Annotated in this window: 18 protein-coding genes; 8 read left to right on the top strand and 10 right to left on the bottom strand. The window is 59.3% G+C overall.

Annotated elements, in window-relative coordinates:
• Window positions 1-214: 214 nt before the first annotated feature.
• The gene (mltF, locus tag ACA072_RS05100; protein WP_497623469.1) at window positions 215-1,675 is read left to right on the top strand and encodes a membrane-bound lytic murein transglycosylase MltF; all 1,461 of its coding nucleotides are present in this window, start codon (window positions 215-217) and stop codon (window positions 1,673-1,675) included.
• Window positions 1,676-1,833: 158 nt separating this feature from the next.
• Here the strand turns inward: mltF and pdxJ are convergent, their stop codons facing one another.
• The 8 genes from pdxJ to lptF form a co-directional block, all read right to left on the bottom strand.
• Complete coding sequence (pdxJ, locus tag ACA072_RS05095; RefSeq protein WP_497623468.1) at window positions 1,834-2,580, bottom strand: pyridoxine 5'-phosphate synthase; 747 nt, start codon at window positions 2,578-2,580, stop codon at window positions 1,834-1,836.
• A 51-nt stretch (window positions 2,581-2,631) separates the two neighbouring features.
• Window positions 2,632-3,315 carry a DNA repair protein RecO gene (gene recO / locus ACA072_RS05090; protein ID WP_497623467.1) on the bottom strand — a complete coding sequence of 228 codons (684 nt, stop codon included), beginning with the start codon at window positions 3,313-3,315 and terminating at the stop codon, window positions 2,632-2,634.
• Window positions 3,316-3,482: 167 nt separating this feature from the next.
• Entirely contained in the window at window positions 3,483-4,385 is a 903-nt protein-coding gene (era, locus tag ACA072_RS05085; RefSeq protein ID WP_059403406.1) for a GTPase Era, read from the bottom strand.
• Window positions 4,378-5,067, bottom strand: coding sequence for a ribonuclease III (gene rnc / locus ACA072_RS05080; protein WP_010463056.1), 690 nt, complete (start codon window positions 5,065-5,067; stop codon window positions 4,378-4,380). The genes era and rnc overlap by 8 nt, the downstream gene beginning before the upstream one ends.
• Before the next feature lie 184 nt (window positions 5,068-5,251).
• Window positions 5,252-6,106 (bottom strand): signal peptidase I, encoded by an 855-nt coding sequence (gene lepB, locus ACA072_RS05075; RefSeq protein ID WP_367372863.1) that lies wholly within the window; start codon window positions 6,104-6,106, stop codon window positions 5,252-5,254.
• Between the two features lie 5 nt (window positions 6,107-6,111).
• A complete protein-coding gene (gene lepA, locus ACA072_RS05070; RefSeq protein WP_497623466.1) occupies window positions 6,112-7,911 on the bottom strand; it encodes a translation elongation factor 4 in 1,800 nt (599 codons plus the stop codon).
• Between the two features lie 171 nt (window positions 7,912-8,082).
• Window positions 8,083-9,144, bottom strand: coding sequence for an LPS export ABC transporter permease LptG (lptG, locus tag ACA072_RS05065; RefSeq protein ID WP_497623465.1), 1,062 nt, complete (start codon window positions 9,142-9,144; stop codon window positions 8,083-8,085).
• Entirely contained in the window at window positions 9,137-10,255 is a 1,119-nt protein-coding gene (gene lptF, locus ACA072_RS05060; RefSeq protein ID WP_497623464.1) for an LPS export ABC transporter permease LptF, read from the bottom strand. The genes lptG and lptF overlap by 8 nt, the downstream gene beginning before the upstream one ends.
• A 307-nt stretch (window positions 10,256-10,562) precedes the next feature.
• Between lptF and ACA072_RS05055 the strand changes: the two genes are divergently transcribed.
• The 5 genes from ACA072_RS05055 to rlmF all read left to right on the top strand — a co-directional run bounded on the left by ACA072_RS05055 (window position 10,563) and on the right by rlmF (window position 17,278).
• The gene (locus tag ACA072_RS05055) at window positions 10,563-12,053 is read left to right on the top strand and encodes a leucyl aminopeptidase (protein WP_497623463.1); all 1,491 of its coding nucleotides are present in this window, start codon (window positions 10,563-10,565) and stop codon (window positions 12,051-12,053) included.
• Window positions 12,054-12,113: 60 nt separating this feature from the next.
• The gene (locus ACA072_RS05050; RefSeq protein WP_131062823.1) at window positions 12,114-12,542 is read left to right on the top strand and encodes a DNA polymerase III subunit chi; all 429 of its coding nucleotides are present in this window, start codon (window positions 12,114-12,116) and stop codon (window positions 12,540-12,542) included.
• Window positions 12,543-12,550: 8 nt separating this feature from the next.
• Window positions 12,551-12,937: a DNA polymerase III subunit chi gene (locus ACA072_RS05045; RefSeq protein ID WP_497623462.1), complete on the top strand. Its 387-nt coding sequence runs from the start codon at window positions 12,551-12,553 to the stop codon at window positions 12,935-12,937.
• Window positions 12,938-13,159: 222 nt separating this feature from the next.
• Window positions 13,160-16,006 carry a valine--tRNA ligase gene (locus ACA072_RS05040; protein WP_497623461.1) on the top strand — a complete coding sequence of 949 codons (2,847 nt, stop codon included), beginning with the start codon at window positions 13,160-13,162 and terminating at the stop codon, window positions 16,004-16,006.
• A 249-nt stretch (window positions 16,007-16,255) separates the two neighbouring features.
• Window positions 16,256-17,278 carry a 23S rRNA (adenine(1618)-N(6))-methyltransferase RlmF gene (gene rlmF, locus ACA072_RS05035; protein ID WP_010463074.1) on the top strand — a complete coding sequence of 341 codons (1,023 nt, stop codon included), beginning with the start codon at window positions 16,256-16,258 and terminating at the stop codon, window positions 17,276-17,278.
• A gap of 151 nt (window positions 17,279-17,429) precedes the next feature.
• Here the strand turns inward: rlmF and ACA072_RS05030 are convergent, their stop codons facing one another.
• On the bottom strand, window positions 17,430-18,359 hold the full coding sequence (locus tag ACA072_RS05030; protein ID WP_497623460.1) for an IS110 family transposase: 930 nt from the start codon (window positions 18,357-18,359) through the stop codon (window positions 17,430-17,432).
• Window positions 18,360-18,740: 381 nt separating this feature from the next.
• Window positions 18,741-19,022, bottom strand: a complete 282-nt coding sequence (locus ACA072_RS05025) for an HU family DNA-binding protein (RefSeq protein WP_007905514.1) — start codon at window positions 19,020-19,022, stop codon at window positions 18,741-18,743.
• A 406-nt stretch (window positions 19,023-19,428) separates the two neighbouring features.
• Between ACA072_RS05025 and yejK the strand changes: the two genes are divergently transcribed.
• Both yejK and ACA072_RS05015 read left to right on the top strand, forming a co-directional pair.
• A complete protein-coding gene (yejK, locus tag ACA072_RS05020) occupies window positions 19,429-20,433 on the top strand; it encodes a nucleoid-associated protein YejK (RefSeq protein WP_010463075.1) in 1,005 nt (334 codons plus the stop codon).
• Complete coding sequence (locus tag ACA072_RS05015) at window positions 20,433-20,783, top strand: glutaredoxin family protein (RefSeq protein ID WP_497623459.1); 351 nt, start codon at window positions 20,433-20,435, stop codon at window positions 20,781-20,783. Before yejK ends, ACA072_RS05015 begins: the two co-directional genes overlap by 1 nt.
• Window positions 20,784-20,896 lie beyond the last annotated feature (113 nt).

Raw genomic sequence — 20,896 nt, 5'->3', positions numbered from 1 at the left:
CGCGACATCACCCGAAACGGTGCGCGCGGCCGCCCCCGAACGTCGGGCCGGGTATTTGGAGCTTAAACGGCGGTTCATCGAGCGTTATTTTTTATGTCAAAAATTAGCGTTTGGGCCCATTCCTGCGGGCTCCAAGCGGCTTTTTCGCTCCCTAGCAGACAAGCCCCTCGCTGTCGAGATATGGCGGTCGTGGTCCTTTGCGTATACTGCGCAGATGTTTTCCCCAACGGCTTTGCGTCCGCGATACGCCAAATGGCTGATCGCAACCGGACTCTTCCTGATGCTCAGTGGCTGTGTTGATAAACCCAACACGCTGGAGCGCGTAAAGGAGGATGGTGTGCTGCGGGTGGTTACCCGAAACAGCCCCGCCACCTACTTTCAGGATCGCAACGGTGAAACCGGCTTCGAATACGAGCTGGTGAAGCGCTTCGCCGACGATCTGGGGGTGGAGCTCAAGATCGAGACCGCCGACAACCTTGACGATCTGTTCAACCAGGTGGGCAAGCCTAATGGCCCGGTGCTGGCTGCTGCCGGTCTGGTCAGCAGCGAGCAACGCAAACAACAGGTGCGGTTTTCCCATTCCTACCTGGAAGTCACCCCGCAGGTCATCTACCGCAACGGCCAGTCACGGCCGACCGACGCGGGCGATCTGGTCGGCAAGAAGATCATGGTGCTCAAGGGCAGTACCCACGCCGGCCAGTTGGCGGAGCTGAAAAAGAAATACCCCGGCATTGAATACGAAGAGTCCGACGCAGTTGAAGTCGTCGACCTGCTGCGCATGGTCGATGAAGGCCAGATCGACCTGACCCTGGTTGATTCCAACGAAGTGGCAATGAACCAGGTGTATTTCCCCAACGTGCGGGTCGCCTTCGACCTCGGTGACGCCAGCGATCAGAGCTGGGCCGTGGCGGCTGGGGATGACAACAGCCTGCTCAACGAGATCAACGCCTACCTCGACAAGGTCAAGAAAAACGGCACCCTGCAACGCCTGAAAGACCGTTACTACGGTCACGTCGATGTTCTCGGCTACGTGGGCGCCTACACCTTTGCCCAGCACTTGCAGCAACGGCTGCCCAAGTACGAACAGCACTTCAAGACGTACGCCAAGAAAGAAAAAGTCGACTGGCGCCTGCTGGCGGCCGTCGGTTATCAGGAATCGTTGTGGCAAGCGGCGGTCACGTCCAAGACCGGCGTTCGCGGGCTGATGATGCTGACCCAGAACACGGCGCAGGCCATGGGCGTGTCCAACCGGCTCGATCCCAAGCAAAGCATCATGGGCGGCGCCAAATACCTGGCTTATATGAAGGATCAGCTGGACGAATCGATCCAGGAGCCGGATCGCACCTGGTTTGCACTGGCGGCCTACAACGTCGGCAGCGGTCACCTGGATGACGCGCGCAAACTGGCGGCGAAGGAAGGGCTGAACCCGGACAAGTGGCTGGACGTGAAGAAAATCCTGCCGCGCCTGTCAGAGAAAAAGTGGTACAGCAAGACGCGTTATGGCTACGCCCGGGGCGGCGAGCCGGTGCATTTCGTGGCGAACATCCGTCGCTACTACGACATCCTGACGTGGGTTACGCAGCCACAGCTTGAAGGCAATCAGGTCGCTGAAGGCAACCTGCATGTGCCGGGGGTCGACAAGACCAAGCCGAATCAGGAAACCCCGCAGCTCTAAATCTTCGCTGCGTTCAAAGACGCCATCGCGGGCAAGTCGGATCGCCGCACCGCACGCTCCCACAGGTCCGCGTCGAACATACAACTATCGTTCAACGCGAACCTGTGGGAGCGTGCGGTGCGGCGATCCGACTTGCCCGCGATGGCAGCGCCTCGGTCTTAGCCCTTTAACGCGGCGGCCAGGATCAGCGCTTTCATTTCGGACACAGCCGACTTGAAGCCCACGAACAACGCATGCGCCACCAGCGCATGGCCGATGTTCAGTTCGTTGATGCCCTTGATCGCGGCCACGGCTTCAACGTTGTGATAATGCAGACCGTGACCGGCATTGACGATCAATCCCTGAGCCAAACCAAACGCCACGCCATCCGCCACACGCTTGAGTTCTTCAGCCACTTCAGTCGGCGTCTCGGCATCCGCATAACGGCCGGTGTGCAGTTCGATTGCCGGTGCACCCACACGACGGGACGCTTCGATTTGCCGCTCGTCCGCATCGATGAACAGCGACACTTCACAACCAATCTTCGCCAGGCGATCCACCGCTGCCTTGATCCGCGCTTCCTGCCCCGCCACGTCCAGACCGCCTTCGGTGGTCAGCTCCTGACGGGTTTCCGGAACCAGGCAAATGTGCGCCGGGCGGATGCGCTCGGCGAACAGCATCATTTCTTCAGTGACGCCCATTTCGAAGTTCATGCGGGTCTGCAGCACGTCCTTGAGCAACAGCACGTCGCGCTCCTGGATGTGCCGACGGTCTTCGCGCAGGTGCACGGTGATGCCATCAGCGCCCGCCTCTTCCGCGTCCAGTGCAGCCTTGACCGGATCCGGGTAGCGAGTGCCCCGGGCCTGACGCAGGGTGGCAACGTGGTCGATGTTCACGCCAAGAAGAATGCGATTGCTGGTGATCACGGAAGCGCTCCTGAAAATGGGAAAGTTCGGTGCACAGCATACACGGGGAATTTACGGCTTTCGAAACAACTCGCGACTGACCAGCGGACGACCGCCCAAGTGAACGGCCAGTGCCTGCCGCATCAACCGTTTGGCAGCGGACAATGCACCGGGTGCGGTCCAGTCGGCGTCGGCCATGGCCAGTAACTCGGTGCCGTTGAACAGACCGGGTTGCAGCAGGTAGACCTGCTCCAGACCGGCGTCCACTTGCAAGCGGTAGAGGCCATCCGGGGCGATGGGTTCGCCGTGTATGTCGGTGGTCAGGGCAAAACCGTAACCGAGGTCGTCGAGCAGGCGCCACTCGAAAGATCGCAGCAGCGGCTCCAGCGGCCGACCTTCGGCCAGCGCGAGCAACGTCGCGGCATAGTGATCAAACACGCCAGGGTGCGGGTCTTCGGCAGGCAACAGGCGGATCAGCAGTTCGTTGAGGTAGAGGCCGCTGAACAGCGCCTCACCGTTGAGCCAGGTTGAAACACCGGCGGCTTCCATTCGCCCAACGTTCTTCAGCTCTCCCCGCCCGCGAAACTCGACTTCCAGCGGCACGAATGGCCGGGCCAATGTCCCGGCCTTGCCCCGCGCGCTACGCAACACCGCCCGCAGCCGACCTTGCGGCGTGAGGAAGTCCACCAGCGCGCTGCTTTCGCGGTAGGCGCGACTGTGGAGTACGAAAGCGGGTTGGCCGATGGGCTGGGACATGGATTTCTCAATGACGGAACGCAACTTTACTAACAACCCGAAACCAATGTGGGAGCGGGCTTGCTCGCGAATACGGTGTGACAGTCAACATCAAGGCTGAATGTTACATCGTCTTCGCGAGCAAGCCCGCTCCCACAGGGTTTCTTCGGTGTATCGGGAACCGAGACTTACAGGTCGCCGTAACCCAGCGAACGCAGAGCACGTTCGTCGTCGGACCAGCCGCCTTTCACTTTCACCCAAAGGTTAAGCATGATCTTGGAGTCGAACAGCAATTCCATGTCCTTGCGCGCCTCGGTGCCGATGCGTTTTATCCGCTCGCCCTTGTCGCCAATGATGATTTTCTTCTGGCCATCACGCTCGACGAGAATCAAGGCATGGATGTGCAGGGTTTTGCCTTGCTGCTTGAATTCTTCGATTTCGACGGTGATCTGGTACGGCAGCTCGGCGCCCATCTGGCGCATGATTTTCTCGCGCACCAGTTCAGCGGCGAGGAAGCGGCTGCTGCGGTCGGTGATCTGGTCTTCCGGGAAGAAGTGATCGTTTTCCGGCAGGTAACCGGCAATCACACGCTCCAGCGCTTCGAGGTTATGCCCGTGCTGGGCCGAGATCGGCATGATCTGCGCATTCGGCAGCTGCTCCTGCAACCAGCTCAGGTGCGGCATCAGCTCGGCTTTGTCTTCGATGCGATCGGTCTTGTTCAGCGCCACGATCAGCGGGCCGGTCACGTACTGGACGCGCTCGAGGACCATCTGGTCTTCGTCGGTCCACTTGGTGCGATCCACCACGAAGATCACCACGTCGACGTCTTTCAACGCCGCCGAAGCGGTCTTGTTCATGTAGCGGTTCAGGGCCTTCTCGCCGCCCTTGTGCATGCCCGGGGTGTCGACGTAGATCGCCTGCACGGCGCCTTCGGTCTTGATGCCCAGCATGTTGTGGCGGGTGGTTTGCGGCTTGCGCGAGGTGATCGCCAGCTTCTGACCCAGGATGTGGTTCAGCAGCGTGGACTTGCCCACGTTGGGACGGCCGACGATGGCAACATAGCCACAGCGAGTTGCAGTTGAATCAGTCATTGCCATTCTCCACACCCAGGGCAATCAGTGCTGCGGCGGCCGCTACCTGTTCGGCAATACGACGACTCACACCCTGACCTCGGCTTTTTTCATTCAGTAAGGTGATTTCACATTCGACGAAGAACGTCCGGCAATGCGGCTCACCCTGGATATCCACCACTTCGTAACGCGGCAGCTCACACCCACGCGATTGCAGGAATTCCTGCAGGCGGGTCTTTGGATCTTTGTTGGTGTCGACCAGCGTCAGGCCTTCGAACTCACCGGCCAGCCAGGCCAGCACGCGCTCGCGCGCCATGTCCATGCCGGCGTCCAGGTAGATCGCACCGATCAGCGCTTCGAGGGCATCGGCCAGAATCGACTCGCGACGGAACCCGCCGCTTTTCAACTCACCGGAGCCCAGACGCAGGTATTCGCCCAGGTCAAAACCGCGGGCCAGTACGGCCAGCGTCTCACCTTTCACCAGACGTGCGCGCAAACGCGACAACTGGCCTTCGCGCGCCAGCGGGAAGCGATCGAACAGCGCCTCGCCAGCGACGAAGTTGAGGATGGCATCACCGAGGAATTCCAGGCGTTCGTTGTTGCGCCCGGCAAAACTGCGGTGAGTCAGGGCCAGGACCATCAGTTCCTGATCCTTGAAGGTGTAGCCGAGCTGACGCTCTAGACGGCTTAAGGAGACGCTCACGGTTTACCCACGCTGAGTTCGTGGCTGGATTCCACCGCCATGGCCGTGGTGCGGCGCAGGCTTGGGACAATTAACGCTGTGTTCAAAAATAACGTCCTGAATATCGTTGTTTTCATGCTTCTGTCGCCGATTATGCCGACTCCAGAAATGCATTCGGCGCTGTGTTCAACAGCGCCGTGTGTGATTACTTGATCAGGCCAACCCGCGAGAAATTCGGCAGGTGACTGAGTTTGGGTTCCGGCCAGCTCATCCAGACTGCGAAGGCCTTGCCGACGATATTCTTGTCGGGAACCATGCCCAGCAGATCCTTGGGAATGCTCGGATCATCCCAGTAGCGACTGTCGTTGGAGTTGTCGCGGTTGTCGCCCATCATGAAGTAGTGCCCGGCCGGCACGGTCCACGAATGGTCCGGCGTGGCGCGGTAGCGGCTCATTTCCTTGCGGATCAGGTGCTCGGCCACGCCGAGTTTTTCCTTGTAGAGCTCGGCGCTGCCCAGCGTGCCCGGCTCGGAGCCGACCAGTTGCTCGGCGATCGATTCGCCGTTGACGAACAGACGCTTGTCGGCGGTGTAGCGAATCTGGTCGCCCGGCAGGCCTACTACACGCTTGATGTAGTTGACGTTCGGATCGCTCGGGTAGCGGAACACCATCACATCGCCGCGCTGCGGATCACCGACTTCGATGACTTTCTTGTCGAGCACCGGCAGGCGGATCCCGTAAGAAAACTTGTTCACCAGAATGAAGTCGCCGACGTCCAGGGTCGGTTTCATCGAGCCGGAAGGAATCTGGAACGGTTCCACCAGGAACGAACGCAGCACCAGCACGATGAACAACACCGGGAAGAACGACTTGCCGTATTCGACCAGCAGCGGCTCTTTGTTCAGTTTCTCGACGACCACCATGTCAGCCTGGCTGACGCTCCCCTGATAGGAGTTGATGGCAGCCCGACGCCGAGGCGCCAGGAACAGCAGATCGAGCAACGCCAACAGGCCGCAGACGAACACGGCGATGACCAGCAACAGCGGGAAATTTAGTGACATAGGACCTAACTATCCAACCTGAGCACCGCAAGGAAGGCTTCTTGTGGAATTTCCACGTTGCCGACTTGCTTCATGCGTTTTTTACCGGCCTTCTGCTTTTCCAACAGCTTGCGCTTACGGCTAACGTCACCGCCGTAGCATTTGGCCAATACGTTCTTTCTGAGAGCCTTGACGGAGGTCCGCGCAATGATCTGCCCGCCGATGGCGGCCTGGATCGCGACGTCGAACATCTGGCGCGGAATCAGTTCTTTCATCTTCTCGGTCAACTGGCGACCTTTGTAGTGCGCATTGTCCCGGTGCACGATCAACGCCAGGGCGTCGACCTTGTCACCGTTGATCAGCACATCCAGTTTCACCAGACTAGCCGATTGGTAACGGTCGAAATGGTAATCCAGCGAAGCATAGCCGCGGCTGGTGGATTTCAGACGGTCGAAGAAGTCCAGGACCACTTCGTTCATCGGAATATCGTAGGTCACCTGGACCTGGGACCCGAGGAACAGCATGTCGTGCTGCACGCCACGCTTCTCGATGCACAGGGTAATGACGTTGCCCAGGTGCTCTTGCGGCACAAGAATATTGGCCCGCACGATCGGCTCGCGCATGTCTTCGATCGAAGACACATCCGGGAGCTTCGACGGGTTGTCGACGTAAATCGTTTCACCGGTTTTCAGCAACAGCTCGAAAATTACCGTCGGCGCCGTGGTGATCAGGTCCAGGTCGTACTCGCGCTCCAGGCGCTCCTGGATGATTTCCATGTGCAGCATGCCGAGAAACCCGCAACGGAAGCCGAAGCCCAGGGCGTCGGAGCTTTCCGGGGTGTACTGCAGGGACGAATCGTTGAGCGTGAGCTTTTGCAGGGCTTCACGGAAATCTTCGAAGTCGTCGGAGCTGACCGGAAACAGGCCCGCGTAGACCTGCGGCTGAATGCGTTTGAAACCCGGCAACACGTCAACGTCTGGCGTGGAGTTCAAGGTCAGGGTGTCACCGACCGGTGCACCGTGAATGTCCTTGATGCCGGCAATGATGAAGCCCACTTCGCCGGCCTTCAGGTCAACGGTGGCGGTGTGTTTCGGGTTGAAGACACCGACGCTGTCCACCAGGTGGATCTTGCCGGTGGACTTGACCAGAATCTTGTCGCCCTTCTTCACACGACCGTGACGCACGCGTACCAGGGAAACAACGCCCAGGTAGTTGTCGAACCAGGAATCGATGATCAACGCTTGCAGCGGATCTTCGTAGTTGCCGGTCGGCGCAGGAATGGTGTGAACCAGGCGCTCGAGTACTTCGTCGACGCCCAGGCCGGTCTTGGCACTGCACTCGACCGCATCAGTGGCATCGATGCCGATGATTTTTTCGATTTCTTCCTTGACGCGGTCCGGATCGGCCTGTGGCAGGTCAATCTTGTTCAGGACCGGCATGACTTCCAGGCCCTGCTCGATCGCCGTGTAGCAGTTGGCAACCGACTGCGCTTCAACGCCCTGACCGGCATCGACCACCAGCAACGCACCTTCACAGGCCGCCAGCGACCGGCTGACTTCGTAGGTGAAGTCAACGTGGCCCGGGGTGTCAATGAAGTTCAGCTGGTACTTGATGCCATCGCGAGCGGTGTAATACAGGGTGACGCTGTGGGCCTTGATGGTGATCCCGCGTTCACGTTCCAGGTCCATGGAGTCCAGCACCTGGGCTTCCATTTCGCGCTCGGCAAGGCCGCCGCACATCTGGATGAAGCGATCGGCCAGCGTCGACTTGCCATGGTCAATGTGGGCGATGATGGAGAAATTGCGGATATGACTCAAATCACTCACGGATCAACACTCAAAAAGGCTGCAGGCATAGCCCGCCGAAAAATAGCCGGGAATTGTACCTGATCCACGGCGCAAGCGTCACGTTCACAGGTCAGACGGCGCCTACAAAAACGCCCCGGTCTTGCGACAGGGGCGTTTTTTATCACCAGCGAGGTCGTACAAACCCCGTGATCAGCCGGCTCGGCGCAACAGCCAGACACCGGCCAGGGCACAGACACCCGCCGGAACCAGCACCGCAAACAGCGGCGAGAAACCGAACACCAGGCTCGAGGGCCCCAGCAAATCCTGGACGATGCGGAAGGTGAAGCCCACCAGCACGCCAGTGAAGACCCGCTGACCCAGGGTCACCGAGCGCAACGGGCCAAAGATGAAGGAAATCGCCATCAGTACCAGCGCGGCGGTTACCAGCGGCTGCAACACCTTGACCCAAAACGCCAGCCAGTAACGGCCGTTGCTCAGGCCCTGGTCAGCCAGGTAGTGGATGTAACCCCACAGGCCGCTGATCGACAGTGTGTCCGGCGACATCACCACCGTGCTCAGCAGTTGCGGACTCAAGGCGACGTCCCAGCGCTCGACCGGGGTAGTGACCACTTCGGTGCTCTTTTCATGGAACAGCGTGGTGGTAACGTCGCTCAATTGCCAGTGATCCTGATCGAACTTCGCCCGCTTGGCGAAACTGGACGACAGCATATGACGCTCATTGTCGAAGCGATAACGGGTGACGCCGTACAGCAGACCGTTCGGTTGCACAGAATTGACGTGAATGAATTCGTCACCCTGGCGATGCCACAAACCATGCTTGGCGCTCTGCGCATCACCGCCCCCCTGAGCCAGGGAGCGGTTGGCCTGAGCGGTGACTTCGGTGGCCGGCGCGACGTATTCGCCGATCAGCACACCCACAACCATCAGCACCAGCATTGGCTTCATGACCGCCCAGACAATCCGGCCGACCGACACACCGGCGGCGCGCATGATGGTCAGTTCGCTGTGGCTGGCCAGGCTGCCCAGGCCGATCAGGCAACCGATCAATGCCGCCATCGGCAACATGTCATACAAACGACGAGGCGCGGTCAACAGGACGTAGCTCAAGACGTCGATCAAGGTGTAGGTATCGCTGACCTCACTCATCTCATCGATGAAGGCAAACAGCGTCGCCAGGCCAAGGATAATCCCCAGTACCGCGAGGATGGCTACGAAGACGCTGCTACCGATGTAGCGATCGAGCTTAACCACGGGCCACCTCCAGCGCACTGCGGCGACTCGCCATCTTCAAGCGTAACGGCTCCCAGTAGAGCAAGCCCAGGCCAATGGCCAGGAAGATTGCGTGAACCCACCACAACCCCAGCGCCGGCGGGATCTTGCCCTTTTCGAGGGCGCCGCGCGCGGCAATCAGGATGCTCAGGTAAGCCATATAAAGAAGAATCGCCGGCAGCAGCTTGAGGAAACGGCCCTGACGGGGGTTGACCCGCGACAGCGGCACCGCCATCAGGGTCACGATGAACACCAGCAACGGTAGGGACAGGCGCCATTGCAGCTCAGTGCGCGAGCGAATGTCATCGCTGCCGATCAACGAGCTGGTGGTCATTGCATCACGGTCGGTGACTTCGTCGCTGACGTCCGGCTTGGGCAGCAATACGCCGTACTCCTCGTACTTGATTGCCCGGTAGTCGGCCTGCCCCGGGTTACCGTCGTAGCGATAGCCGTTGTCGAGAATCAGGTAGCGGTTGCCGTCTGGGCGGATTTCCTGACGGCCCTTCTCGGCCACCAGCACGGAAATCCCGCGATCCTTCTTGTCAGAGCTGATGTTCTTTTGCGAAATGAACACACCGCCCAGATTGATGCGGTCATCCGACAATTGTTCGGTGTAGGTCACCCGGGTGCCGTCGCGCAGGGCCTGGAAGCGACCCGGCTCCAGCGTATCGAACTCGGTCAGCGCATCCTGCTTGTTCAGCAGCAGCTGGAACTGATTGGCACCTTGTGGCGCCAGGCTCAGGCTCAGCCAGGCCACGACCAGCGCCACCAGCGTGGCCGGAAACAGCGTCATGGCAAGCAGACGTTGCTGACTCATGCCGGTGGCCGACAACACGGTCATTTCGCTTTCGAGGTACAGGCGACCGTAGGCCAGCAGGATCCCGAGGAACAGGCCCAGTGGCAGGATCAGCTGCAGGAAACCCGGCAGACGAAAGCCCATGATCAGGAACAGGGAGCCCGGATCCAGCAGGCCCGAGGCCGCCTGGGCGAGGTATTTGATGAAGCGCCCGCTCATGATGATGACCAGCAGCACGGCGCTGACGGCGCTCAAGGTCAACAGGACTTCGCGGGACAGATAACGGAAGACAATCAAACCAGACACTCCAGGGTTGTCAGGCTAAGGCGGCCAAACAAGCAAACGTATCAGGCAGCCCGCAGGGCAGGGCCGCCGAAAAAGTTGGCGCATTATCCTGTGATTGGGTGCGCCTGTCACTGCGCATGCTCAAGCAGGCGGGTAATGCGTTGAAGATCGTACAACCGAGGGTTGTCAGGCGCAGGGAGCGAGGTTCAAACTGCGGCCTTTGTCGCGGGCCGTGACCTGCGTCTTTCTATTTATAAGCAAGCGTCTGTGCGCCGCCGTTTTGCCCGCGCACGTTGACCATTAATTCAGGGACCCGGACATGGAACTGGTTGTAAAAAGCGTTAGCCCAGAAACGTTGAAGACCGCCACTCTGGTGGTCGCCGTCGGCGAAGGCCGCAAGCTCGGCGCCGTGGCAAAACAACTCGACGAACTGAGCGGCGGCGCCATCAGCGCGGTACTCAAGCGCGGCGACCTGGCCGGCAAAGTCGGCCAGAGCCTGTTGCTGCACAGCCTGCCGAACCTCAAGGCAGAGCGCGTTCTACTGGTCGGCGTAGGCAAGGACGAAGAGCTGGGCGACCGCCCGTTCCGTAAAATCATCGCCGGCGTTCTCAACACCCTTAAAGGCCTGGGCGGCAACGATGCGGTGCTGGCGCTGGACGAAGTCGTGGTCAAAGGCCGCGACAGCTACGGCAAGACCCGCCTGCTGGCCGAAACCCTGGTGGACGGCGAATACACCTTCGACCAGTTCAAGAGCCAAAAAGCCGAACCTCGCGCCCTGAAGAAAATCACCCTGGTGACCATCAAGGCTGCACAGGCCGAAGTCGAGCGCGCCGTGGCCCACGCCACTGCGATTGCCAACGGCATGGCGTTCACCCGCAACCTGGGCAACCTGCCGCCGAACATCTGCCACCCGACATTCCTCGGCGAACAAGCCAAGAACCTGGGTAAAGAATTCAAGAGTCTGAAAGTCGAAGTCCTTGATGAGAAGAAAATCAAGGACCTGGGCATGGGCTCGTTCTACGCCGTCGGCCAGGGCAGCGCCCAGCCACCACGCCTGATCGTCATGCAATACAACGGCGGCAAGAAATCCGAGAAGCCGTACGCACTGGTCGGCAAAGGCATCACCTTCGACACCGGCGGCATCAGCCTGAAGCCGGGCGCCGGCATGGATGAAATGAAGTACGACATGGGCGGCGCTGCCAGCGTATTCGGTACCCTGCGCGCCGTGCTTGAGCTGAAACTGCCGATCAACCTGGTGTGCATCCTGGCCTGTGCCGAGAACATGCCAAGCGGCAACGCTTCGCGCCCAGGCGACATCGTCACCACCATGAGCGGCCAGACCGTGGAAATCCTCAACACCGACGCCGAAGGCCGTCTGGTGCTGTGCGATGCATTGACCTACTCCGAGCGCTTCAAGCCACAAGCCGTGATCGACATCGCGACCCTGACCGGCGCTTGCGTCGTTGCACTGGGCGCGCACACCTCCGGCCTGCTGGGCAACAACGACGAGCTGATCGGCCAACTGCTGAGCGCCGGCAAGGCTGCCGACGACCGCGCCTGGCAACTACCGCTGTTCGATGAATATCAAGAACAGCTGGACAGCCCGTTCGCCGACATCGCCAACATCGGCGGCCCGAAAGCCGGCACCATCACCGCCGCCTGCTTCCTGTCGCGTTTCACCAAGAACCTGAACTGGGCGCACCTGGACATCGCCGGCACCGCATGGACCAGCGGCGGCAAGGACAAGGGCGCCACTGGCCGTCCGGTTCCGTTGCTGACCCAATACCTGCTGGACCGCGCCAAAGCCTGAAACCGATGACCTCGGGCGGCGTTACTTTCGGGTGACGCCGTTCGTGGCTCAGGAACCGCAATGACCAAAGTCGACTTCTATATCCTGCCCAGCGCCGATCCGTCGGCACGGCTGGATTTCGCCTGCAAACTCACCGAAAAAGCCTGGCGCATGGGCCACCGCATTTACCTGCACTGCAGCGATGCCGCCCAGCGCGAGGATCTCGATGCACGTCTGTGGGCCTTCAAGGGTGAAAGCTTCGTGCCTCACGGGCCTGCCGAAAGCGAACCCGAAGGCTTGATTGTCCTGGGCCTGGGTGATGACTGCGGTCCGCATCAGGATCTGCTGGTCAATCTCGACCTGAAAGTGCCGGTATTCGCCAAACAGTTCGCCCGAGTGGCGGAAGTGGTGGTGGAAGATCCGACGATTCGTGCGGCTGCGCGGGAGAGTTTCCGTTTCTATCGCGAACAGGGCTATCCTCTGCAAGATCACCGTTTACAGCGACTTTGAGCATTCCGATGGACACTCCAAAACCGCAACAGAAGTCCGCGCACCTGCTGGATGACCTCGAGTCGATCCGCCAACTGCTCGGCGATGACAACCTGCAACCGCCGCTGCTGACCGACACGGTCAATGACGGTGATCAGGAACAGATTCCGATGTTGTTCGACTCCGTCAGCGTCGCGTCGCAGACCGTCGAACCGACACCGCCCGCCCCTGCCGCGCAACCGGCTCCGGTAGCCAGCAAAGGCCCCGACGCCTTGCTGCACCTCGATAGCGAACTGCGTGCTGCTGCACTGTTGATCATGCAGGACGTGATCGATGACTTCGCGCCGCACATTGAAACCGAGATCAAGCGCCGGCTGGATGCGCGGATGGAGCGGTTGCTTAGCCAGTACGAATAACACCACCATTCCAATGTGGGAGCGGGCTTGCTCGCGAAAGCGGTTTCACATTCAGCATCGTTGCTGACTGGAAGACCGTATTCGCGAGCAAGCCCGCTCCCACATTGGATCTATGGTGTTGCTGGTGGTCAGGTTCATCCCGCGATCAACTCGCCCTCCGCCCCATGCCCCGCTATACTCGTCGGCTTTTCCTGAATTAATGCCAATAGGGTCCCGCCGCGCATGGATAAGACCTACCAGCCGCACGCCATTGAAACTTCCTGGTACAACACCTGGGAGTCTGAGAATTACTTCGCCCCGCAAGGCGCGGGCGAGTCCTACACCATCATGATCCCGCCGCCGAACGTCACCGGCAGCCTGCACATGGGTCACGGCTTCAACAACGCGATCATGGACGCCCTGATCCGTTTCCGCCGCATGCAGGGTCGCAACACCCTATGGCAGCCGGGTACCGACCACGCCGGTATCGCCACGCAAATGCTGGTGGAGCGTCAACTCGAAGCTCAGGGCCAGAGCCGACACGACCTGGGCCGCGAAAAATTCCTTGAGAAAGTCTGGGAGTGGAAGGATCAGTCCGGCGGCAACATCAGCCGTCAGATCCGCCGCCTCGGCTCGTCCGTCGACTGGGGCCGCGAGCGCTTCACCATGGACGACGGTCTCTCGGAAGCGGTTAAAGAAGCGTTCGTGCGCCTGCACGAAGACGGCCTGATCTACCGCGGCAAGCGACTGGTCAACTGGGACACCAAGTTGCACACGGCGATTTCCGACCTCGAAGTGGAAAACCACGACGAGAAAGGTTTCCTGTGGAACCTGAAATACCCGCTGGCCGACGGCGTCAAGACCGCTGAAGGTAACGATTTCCTGATCGTCGCGACCACTCGCCCGGAAACCATGCTCGGCGACGCCGCCGTAGCGGTAAACCCGAACGATGAACGCTACCAGGCCCTGATCGGCAAATTTGTCGAGCTGCCGCTGGTCGGCCGCCGCATCCCGATCATCGCCGACGATTACTGCGACCCTGAATTCGGCACCGGCTGCGTGAAAATCACCCCGGCCCACGATTTCAACGACTACGAAGTCGGCAAGCGCCACAACCTGCCGCTGCTGAACATCTTCGACAAGAACGCTGCCGTACTGCCAGCCTGTCAGGTGTTCAACCTCGACGGCAAGCTCAACGAAAGCATCGACGGCAAGATCCCGGCCGAATACGCCGGTCTCGATCGCTTCGAAGCGCGCAAGCAGATCGTGGCGGCGTTCGACGCCGCCGGCCTGCTGGTCAGCGTCAATGACCACGCGTTGAAAGTGCCGAAAGGCGACCGTTCCGGCACCATCATCGAGCCGTGGCTGACCGACCAGTGGTACGTGTCGACCAAGCCGTTGGCCGAGCCTGCGATTGCTGCCGTTGAAGACGGTCGTATCCAGTTCGTGCCCAAGCAATACGAAAACATGTACTTCTCGTGGATGCGCGACATCCAGGATTGGTGCATCAGCCGTCAGCTGTGGTGGGGCCACCGGATTCCGGCCTGGTACGACGAGTCGGGCAAGGTCTACGTCGGTCGCGATGAAGCCGAAGTCCGTGCCAAGCACAACCTCGGCCCGGACGTTGCGCTGCAACAGGACAACGACGTTCTCGACACCTGGTTCAGTTCGGGTCTGTGGACTTTCTCCACGCTCGGCTGGCCGGAGCAGACAGAATTCCTTAAGAAATTCCACTCCACCGACGTGTTGGTGACCGGTTTCGACATCATTTTCTTCTGGGTTGCCCGGATGATCATGCTCACCATGCATTTGGTGAAAAACGAAGACGGCACGCCGCAGGTTCCGTTCAAGACCGTTTACGTTCACGGTCTGGTGCGAGATGGCCAGGGCCAGAAGATGTCCAAGTCCAAGGGCAACGTCCTGGACCCGCTGGACATCATCGACGGTATCGAGCTGGAAGACCTGGTGCAGAAACGCACCTCCGGCATGATGCAGCCGAAACTGGCGAAGAAGATCGAGAAGCAGACCCGCGACGAGTTCGCCGACGGCATCGCCAGCTACGGCACCGACGCCCTGCGCTTCACCTTCTGCTCGCTGGCGTCCACCGGTCGCGACATCAAGTTCGACATGGGCCGCGTCGAGGGCTATCGCAACTTCTGCAACAAGATCTGGAACGCCGCGCGTTATGTTCTGGACAAGGGCGAAGACTGCGGCCAGAACGGCGAGGCTTACGAGCTGTCGCTGGCGGATCGCTGGATCATCTCACAGCTGCAACGCACCGAAGCCGAAGTGACCCGTCAACTGGATCAGTTCCGTTTCGACCTGGCCGCACAAGCCTTGTACGAGTTCATCTGGAACCAGTATTGCGACTGGTACCTGGAACTGTCCAAGCCTGTGTTGTGGGACGAGAACGCTCCGGTAGAACGTCAGCGCGGTACACGTCGCACGCTGGTTCGGGTACTGGAAGTTGCGCTGCGTCTGGCGCACCCGTTCATGCCGTTCATCACCGAAGAAATCTGGCAGCGCATCGCGCCGCTGGCCGGTATCGAAGGCAAGACGATCATGCTGCAACCTTGGCCAGTGGCCAACGAAGAGCGCATCGATCCGGCGGCCGAGAACGACATCGAATGGCTCAAGGAGCTGATGCTCGGCACGCGTAACATTCGGGGCGAGATGAACATCGGTCCGGGCAAGCCGCTGAACCTGTTCCTGAAGAACGTCAGCGCCGAAGACCAGCGTCGTCTCACCGAGAACGAAGCCCTGTTGAAGAAACTGGCTCGCCTCGAATCGATCACCGTGCTGGCTGCTGGCGAAGAAGCACCGCTGTCCGCTACTGCACTGGTGGGCGAGATGGAAGTGCTGGTGCCGATGGCCGGCCTGATCGACAAGGACGCCGAACTGGCGCGCCTGGACAAAGAAATCCTGCGTTTGCAGGGCGAAGTTCAGCGCGTGGGCGGTAAATTGTCCAACGCCGGTTTCGTTGACAAGGCCCCGGCCGAAGTCATCGAGAAGGAACGCGCCAAACTGGCTGAAGCTGAACAGGCTTTGGGCAAGCTGGCCGAGCAGCATGCGCGGATTGCCAGCCTGTAACGGCAAGTCGTGATGAAAGAGGGAGGCCCGAAACGGCCTCCCTTTTTTATGCCCGCCACTTTCTCCCAAACACCACTAAACCCCTGTGGGAGCGGGCTTGCTCGCGAATGCGGAGTGTCCAGTCAACTTCAATACTGCCTGACAACACCGCATTCGCGAGCAAGCCCGCTCCCACAGGTATTGGGTTCACAAGGCCTGGATGTGGGACAATACCCGCCACTTTCAGCCATACCCGAATCGACCACGCCAATGAACGCCCCCCGCACTCCAAGACCTGCGCGCAAGAAGCCTGACACCGCGACCCCGGCCAAAGCCGTTGAGCCGCGTGAAAAGGCCAGCCTGCACCCGCGTAATCGCCATCAAGGTCGCTACGACTTCCCGGCGCTGATCAAAACCACGCCGGAACTGGCGAAGTTCGTGATCATCAATCCTTACGGCAAGGAAAGCATCGACTTCGCCAGCCCGGATGCGGTGCGCGTGTTCAACCGGGCGCTGCTCAAGTCGTTCTATGGCATCGCCCATTGGGACATCCCGGCCGATTACCTCTGCCCGCCGGTTCCGGGGCGCGCGGACTACGTGCACTTCCTGGCCGACCTGCTGGCCAGTGTCAACGACGGCGAAATCCCGCGCGGCGCACCGGTCAAAGTGCTCGACATCGGCATGGGCGCCAACTGCGTCTATCCGTTGATCGGCTACAGCGACTACCGCTGGCACTTCCTGGGCTCGGAAATCGACCCGACGGCCGTGGCCGCTGCCAAAGCCATCGTGCAGTCCAATGGGCTGAACAAAGCCATCCAGTTGCGCCAGCAAAGCAATCCCAAGCACATTCTGCTGGGCCTGCTCGAACCCGGCGAACGCTTTGACCTGACCATGTGCAACCCGCCATTCCACGCCTCGATGGATGAGGCGACCAAAGGCAGCGAGCGTAAATGGCGCGCCTTGGGCCGCGCCGACCCGAAACGCAAGCTGCCGGTGCTGAACTTTGGCGGTCAATCGGCCGAACTGTGGTGCGAAGGCGGCGAAGCCCGGTTTGTGACGCAGTTGATCGCCGAAAGCGCGCATTTCCAGCACAAAGTGCTGTGGTTCAGCACGCTGGTTTCGAAGGCGTCAAACCTGCCTTCGATCCAGACGGCGCTGAAAAAGGCCGGCGTACTGGAAAGCCAGGTCGTGGAAATGTCCCAGGGCCAGAAGCAAAGCCGCTTTGTTGCCTGGACCTTCCAGACCAAATCCGAGCAGCAGGTGTGGCGCGAACGTTGGGCTCGCAAGAGCTGAGTAAAGGCAGGTTAGCCGCCCATTCCTGAGCTGCGAAAATCAAATGTGGGAGCAACTGTCTTGATGTCTTTTATTTTGAAGATAGATCAGAGGGCAGCCGAACTCCCACAGTCGCAAACCATGTGGTTTTCCAGATGAGCACGCAGTCTGTTTAGGCTGCCTGCTCTCTCCAATCGGTTTTGTCTCGGATCATGGCGTTCAGCCGTATCAACAACACCCGCATGCAGGCGATCAGAGCTACTTTCGCGCATTTACCCTTCTGACGAAGCGCGTCATATCGGGTTTTGAACTCGGGCTGTCGCCGAATCACAGTCCAGCAGGCCATGTACATCGCGCGCCGCACAGCAAATCGGCCACCGCTTATATGACGAGGCCCTTGATGTTTGCCGCTGTCGTCGTTGTATGGGGCGATACCTGCCAGCGCTGCAATCTCGTGCCGTCCAACCTCTCCGATCTCAGGCAGGTAGGCCATTATGCTGGCTGCAGTGACAAGCCCTATTCCCTTGACCGAGCACAAGCGGGCAGCTTTTTCACTATCCAGATCTTTGACGCTTTGGCAGATCAACTTTTCTATCGACTTTATTGCCTGATCCAAATAGTCGATATGGCTTTGCAACAAGGGTTTTACCGAGTCAGCAGACGCCGTTTTGATACGCCGCCTATCGTCACTTTGCTGCTGAACAACGTTTTCGCGTTGCTGTACCAACGCACGCAAATTGTCCTGCTCAGCGCTTGTGATTCGGCTATCGGAGTCCTTTATAACTGCCGCAAACTCGGCAAGAAGCCGCGCATCTATCGGATCGGTTTTAGCGCGATAACCCATCGCCCTGGCAAAATCCTTCGCCCGACGAGGATTGATTCGAAAGACCTCAAAGTCGGCCCTTTGAAGCGCCTTCATGGCGTTTCGCTCATAGCCGCCGGTGGCTTCCAGCAATACGCGAGTGACTTCGTAGCGCTTTAACCAATCAATCAGCGCCGGGAAACCATTGGCGGTATTGGGATAACTCGCGCCAACGTCTTGGGGATTAATCCGGACTTCCAGACTGTCTTTGGAAACATCAATGCCTGCGCAGGAAAACATGGCCAAACCCTCTTACACTCATAGGTGAGAGCGCTCTGGCTGGGCACCACGCTTGTAATGTTCGAGGTCGGCTCGTTCAACTGTTCGGGCTCAATAACCAGAGTGGAGAGGTGAGTGGCAGCATGGGCTCCCACACGTGCTGCGAGCACTCCGGGCATTCAGCTTGCCACTCACCGCTCTCATCCTCAGTCTAAATCCTGCGTAAGACACAAGCGGGCTTGCTCGCGAAAGCGGTGTATCAGTTAACTTCAATGGTGACTGACACACCGCTTTCGCGAGCAAGCCCGCTCCCACATTGGTTGTAGGGTGTTTGCGGGTAAATCACAGACACAAAAAAGCCGTGCCCGGATTGCTCCGGAGCACGGCTTTTTTTACTGCGTCTTACTTGTTAACAGCGTCGGTCAGGCCTTTGGCCACAACCAGCTTGATAACTTTCTTGGCAGCGATTTCGATGGCAGCGCCAGTCGAAGGGTTGCGGCCGGTACGGGCTGGACGCTCGGTCACTTTCAGTTTGCCGATACCTGGCAGAGTGATTTCGCCGCCGTTTTCCAGCTGATCGGCAACGATTTGGCCCAGTTGGTCCAGAGCGTTACGCGCGGTGGTTTTTGGCGCGTCGATAGCTTCAGCGATGTCGGCGATCAGTTGGTCTTTAGTAAGAGCCATGTAGTGTTCCTTCCCTATCAAATTCATATGGATTGCAGAGTGCAGTGTCAGCCATCGAGCCCGATCTTCTGGATCTGGCACCCTCGGCCAATAACCACGGGATCGGGGTTATAGATACCGAAATCAGGGTTTGGTTCGACCTGACAAATGCTGAATGCACGCTTAACGCAGTGACTTCGCGTAAGACGGGGCAAAACTAGCACAGAGACGGGGAAATATCCGCCTCTAGCTACCCATTTGGTCAGCTTTATTGCTCTAAAACGGCAAAAAACTGCATAAGGACCGCCGGACGCCTGCGAATTGCCCTACGAGCCGCGCCAAAACCAGTGGTTGCGGTACACTTGGCACTTTTTCGGGAGCCTGCCCTGCTCTCTCCAACCATCCGCTTCAAACAGCCGAGAAGCCCATGCCGATCCGTCATTGCATCGTCCACCTGATCGACAAAAAACCCGACGGCACGCCCGCAGTTCTCCACGCCCGCGACTCTGAACTGGCCGAGTCGAGCGCCATCGAGAACATGCTTGCCGACCTCAACGAGAGTTACAACGCCAAACAAGGCAAGGCCTGGGGTTTCTTCCATGCCGAGTCCGGGGCGCATCCGTTCAGCGGCTGGCTGAAGGAATATCTCGAGGGCGGCAAGGATTTCACGGCGTTCAGCCGCGTGGCGGTGGAACACCTGCAAAAACTGATGGAGGAGTCGAACCTCTCAGTGGGCGGCCACGTGCTGTTCGCCCATTACCAGCAGGGCATGACCGATTACCTGGCGATCGCCCTGCTGCACCACAGTGAAGGCGTTGCAGTGACCGATCAGCTGGACGTGACCCCGTCCCGACACCTGGATTTGGGCCAGCTGCACCTGGCGGCACGGATCAACGTGTCCGAATGGCAAAACAACAAACAGTCCAAGCAGTACATTTCGTTCATCAAAGGCAAGAACGGGAAAAAGGTTTCGGAGTATTTCCGCGACTTCATCGGCTGCCAGGAAGGCGTCGACGGCCCGGGCGAAACACGCACCTTGCTCAAGGCCTTCAGTGATTTCGTCGAAAGCGAAGATTTGCCGGAAGAGTCCGCCCGCGAGAAAACCAAAACGTTGGTGGATTATGCCAGTAGCCAGGCGAAGCTCGGCGAACCGATGGGCCTGGAAGAACTCTCGGAACTGATCGACGAAGAGCGTCCGAAAGCTTTCTACGATCACATCCGCAACAAGGATTACGGCTTGTCTCCGGAGATTCCAGCGGATAAGCGCACGTTGAACCAGTTCCGCCGCTTCACCGGCCGCGCTGAAGGCCTGTCCATCAGCTTTGAAGCGCACCTGCTGGGCTCGAAGATCGAATACGACGAAGAGGCCGGCACGCTGATTATCAAGGGCTTGCCCACTCAGCTGACTGACCAGCTCAAGCGGCGCAACTGATGCTCGGCAACGTACTGAAGAAATGCCTGCTGATTCTGCTGGTGGTCGTGGTCTATCAGAACTGGGGCAAGATCGAGCGGGTGTTCAACCCTTCGCAAGGGGTGTCGGAGCAGACTCAGGCCAAGGCCAGTGTCGTGCTCTACGCCACTGAATGGTGTGGTTACTGCAAACTGACTCGGCGCTTTCTCGATCAGAAAGGTATTCCGTATAAAGAATTCGATATCGAAAAGGATGCCGAGGCGCGCAAGGCCTATGAGGCGCTGGGTGGCGGCGGGATTCCGATTATCGATGTAAACGGGACGTTGATTCGCGGGTATGACCCGGATGCAATCCTTGCCGCCCTGAAGTAACCCTTCTGACTTACTCAATCCCTGTGGCGAGGGAGCTTGCTCCCGTTGGACTGCGCAGCAGTCGTTATCCGGTGGATGCTGTTTCTGATTGAAATGCTGGGGCCGCTTCGCGA

Source organism: Pseudomonas sp. LBUM1656, assembly GCF_059716065.1.
This window is presented reverse-complemented; position numbering and strand designations above follow the sequence as displayed.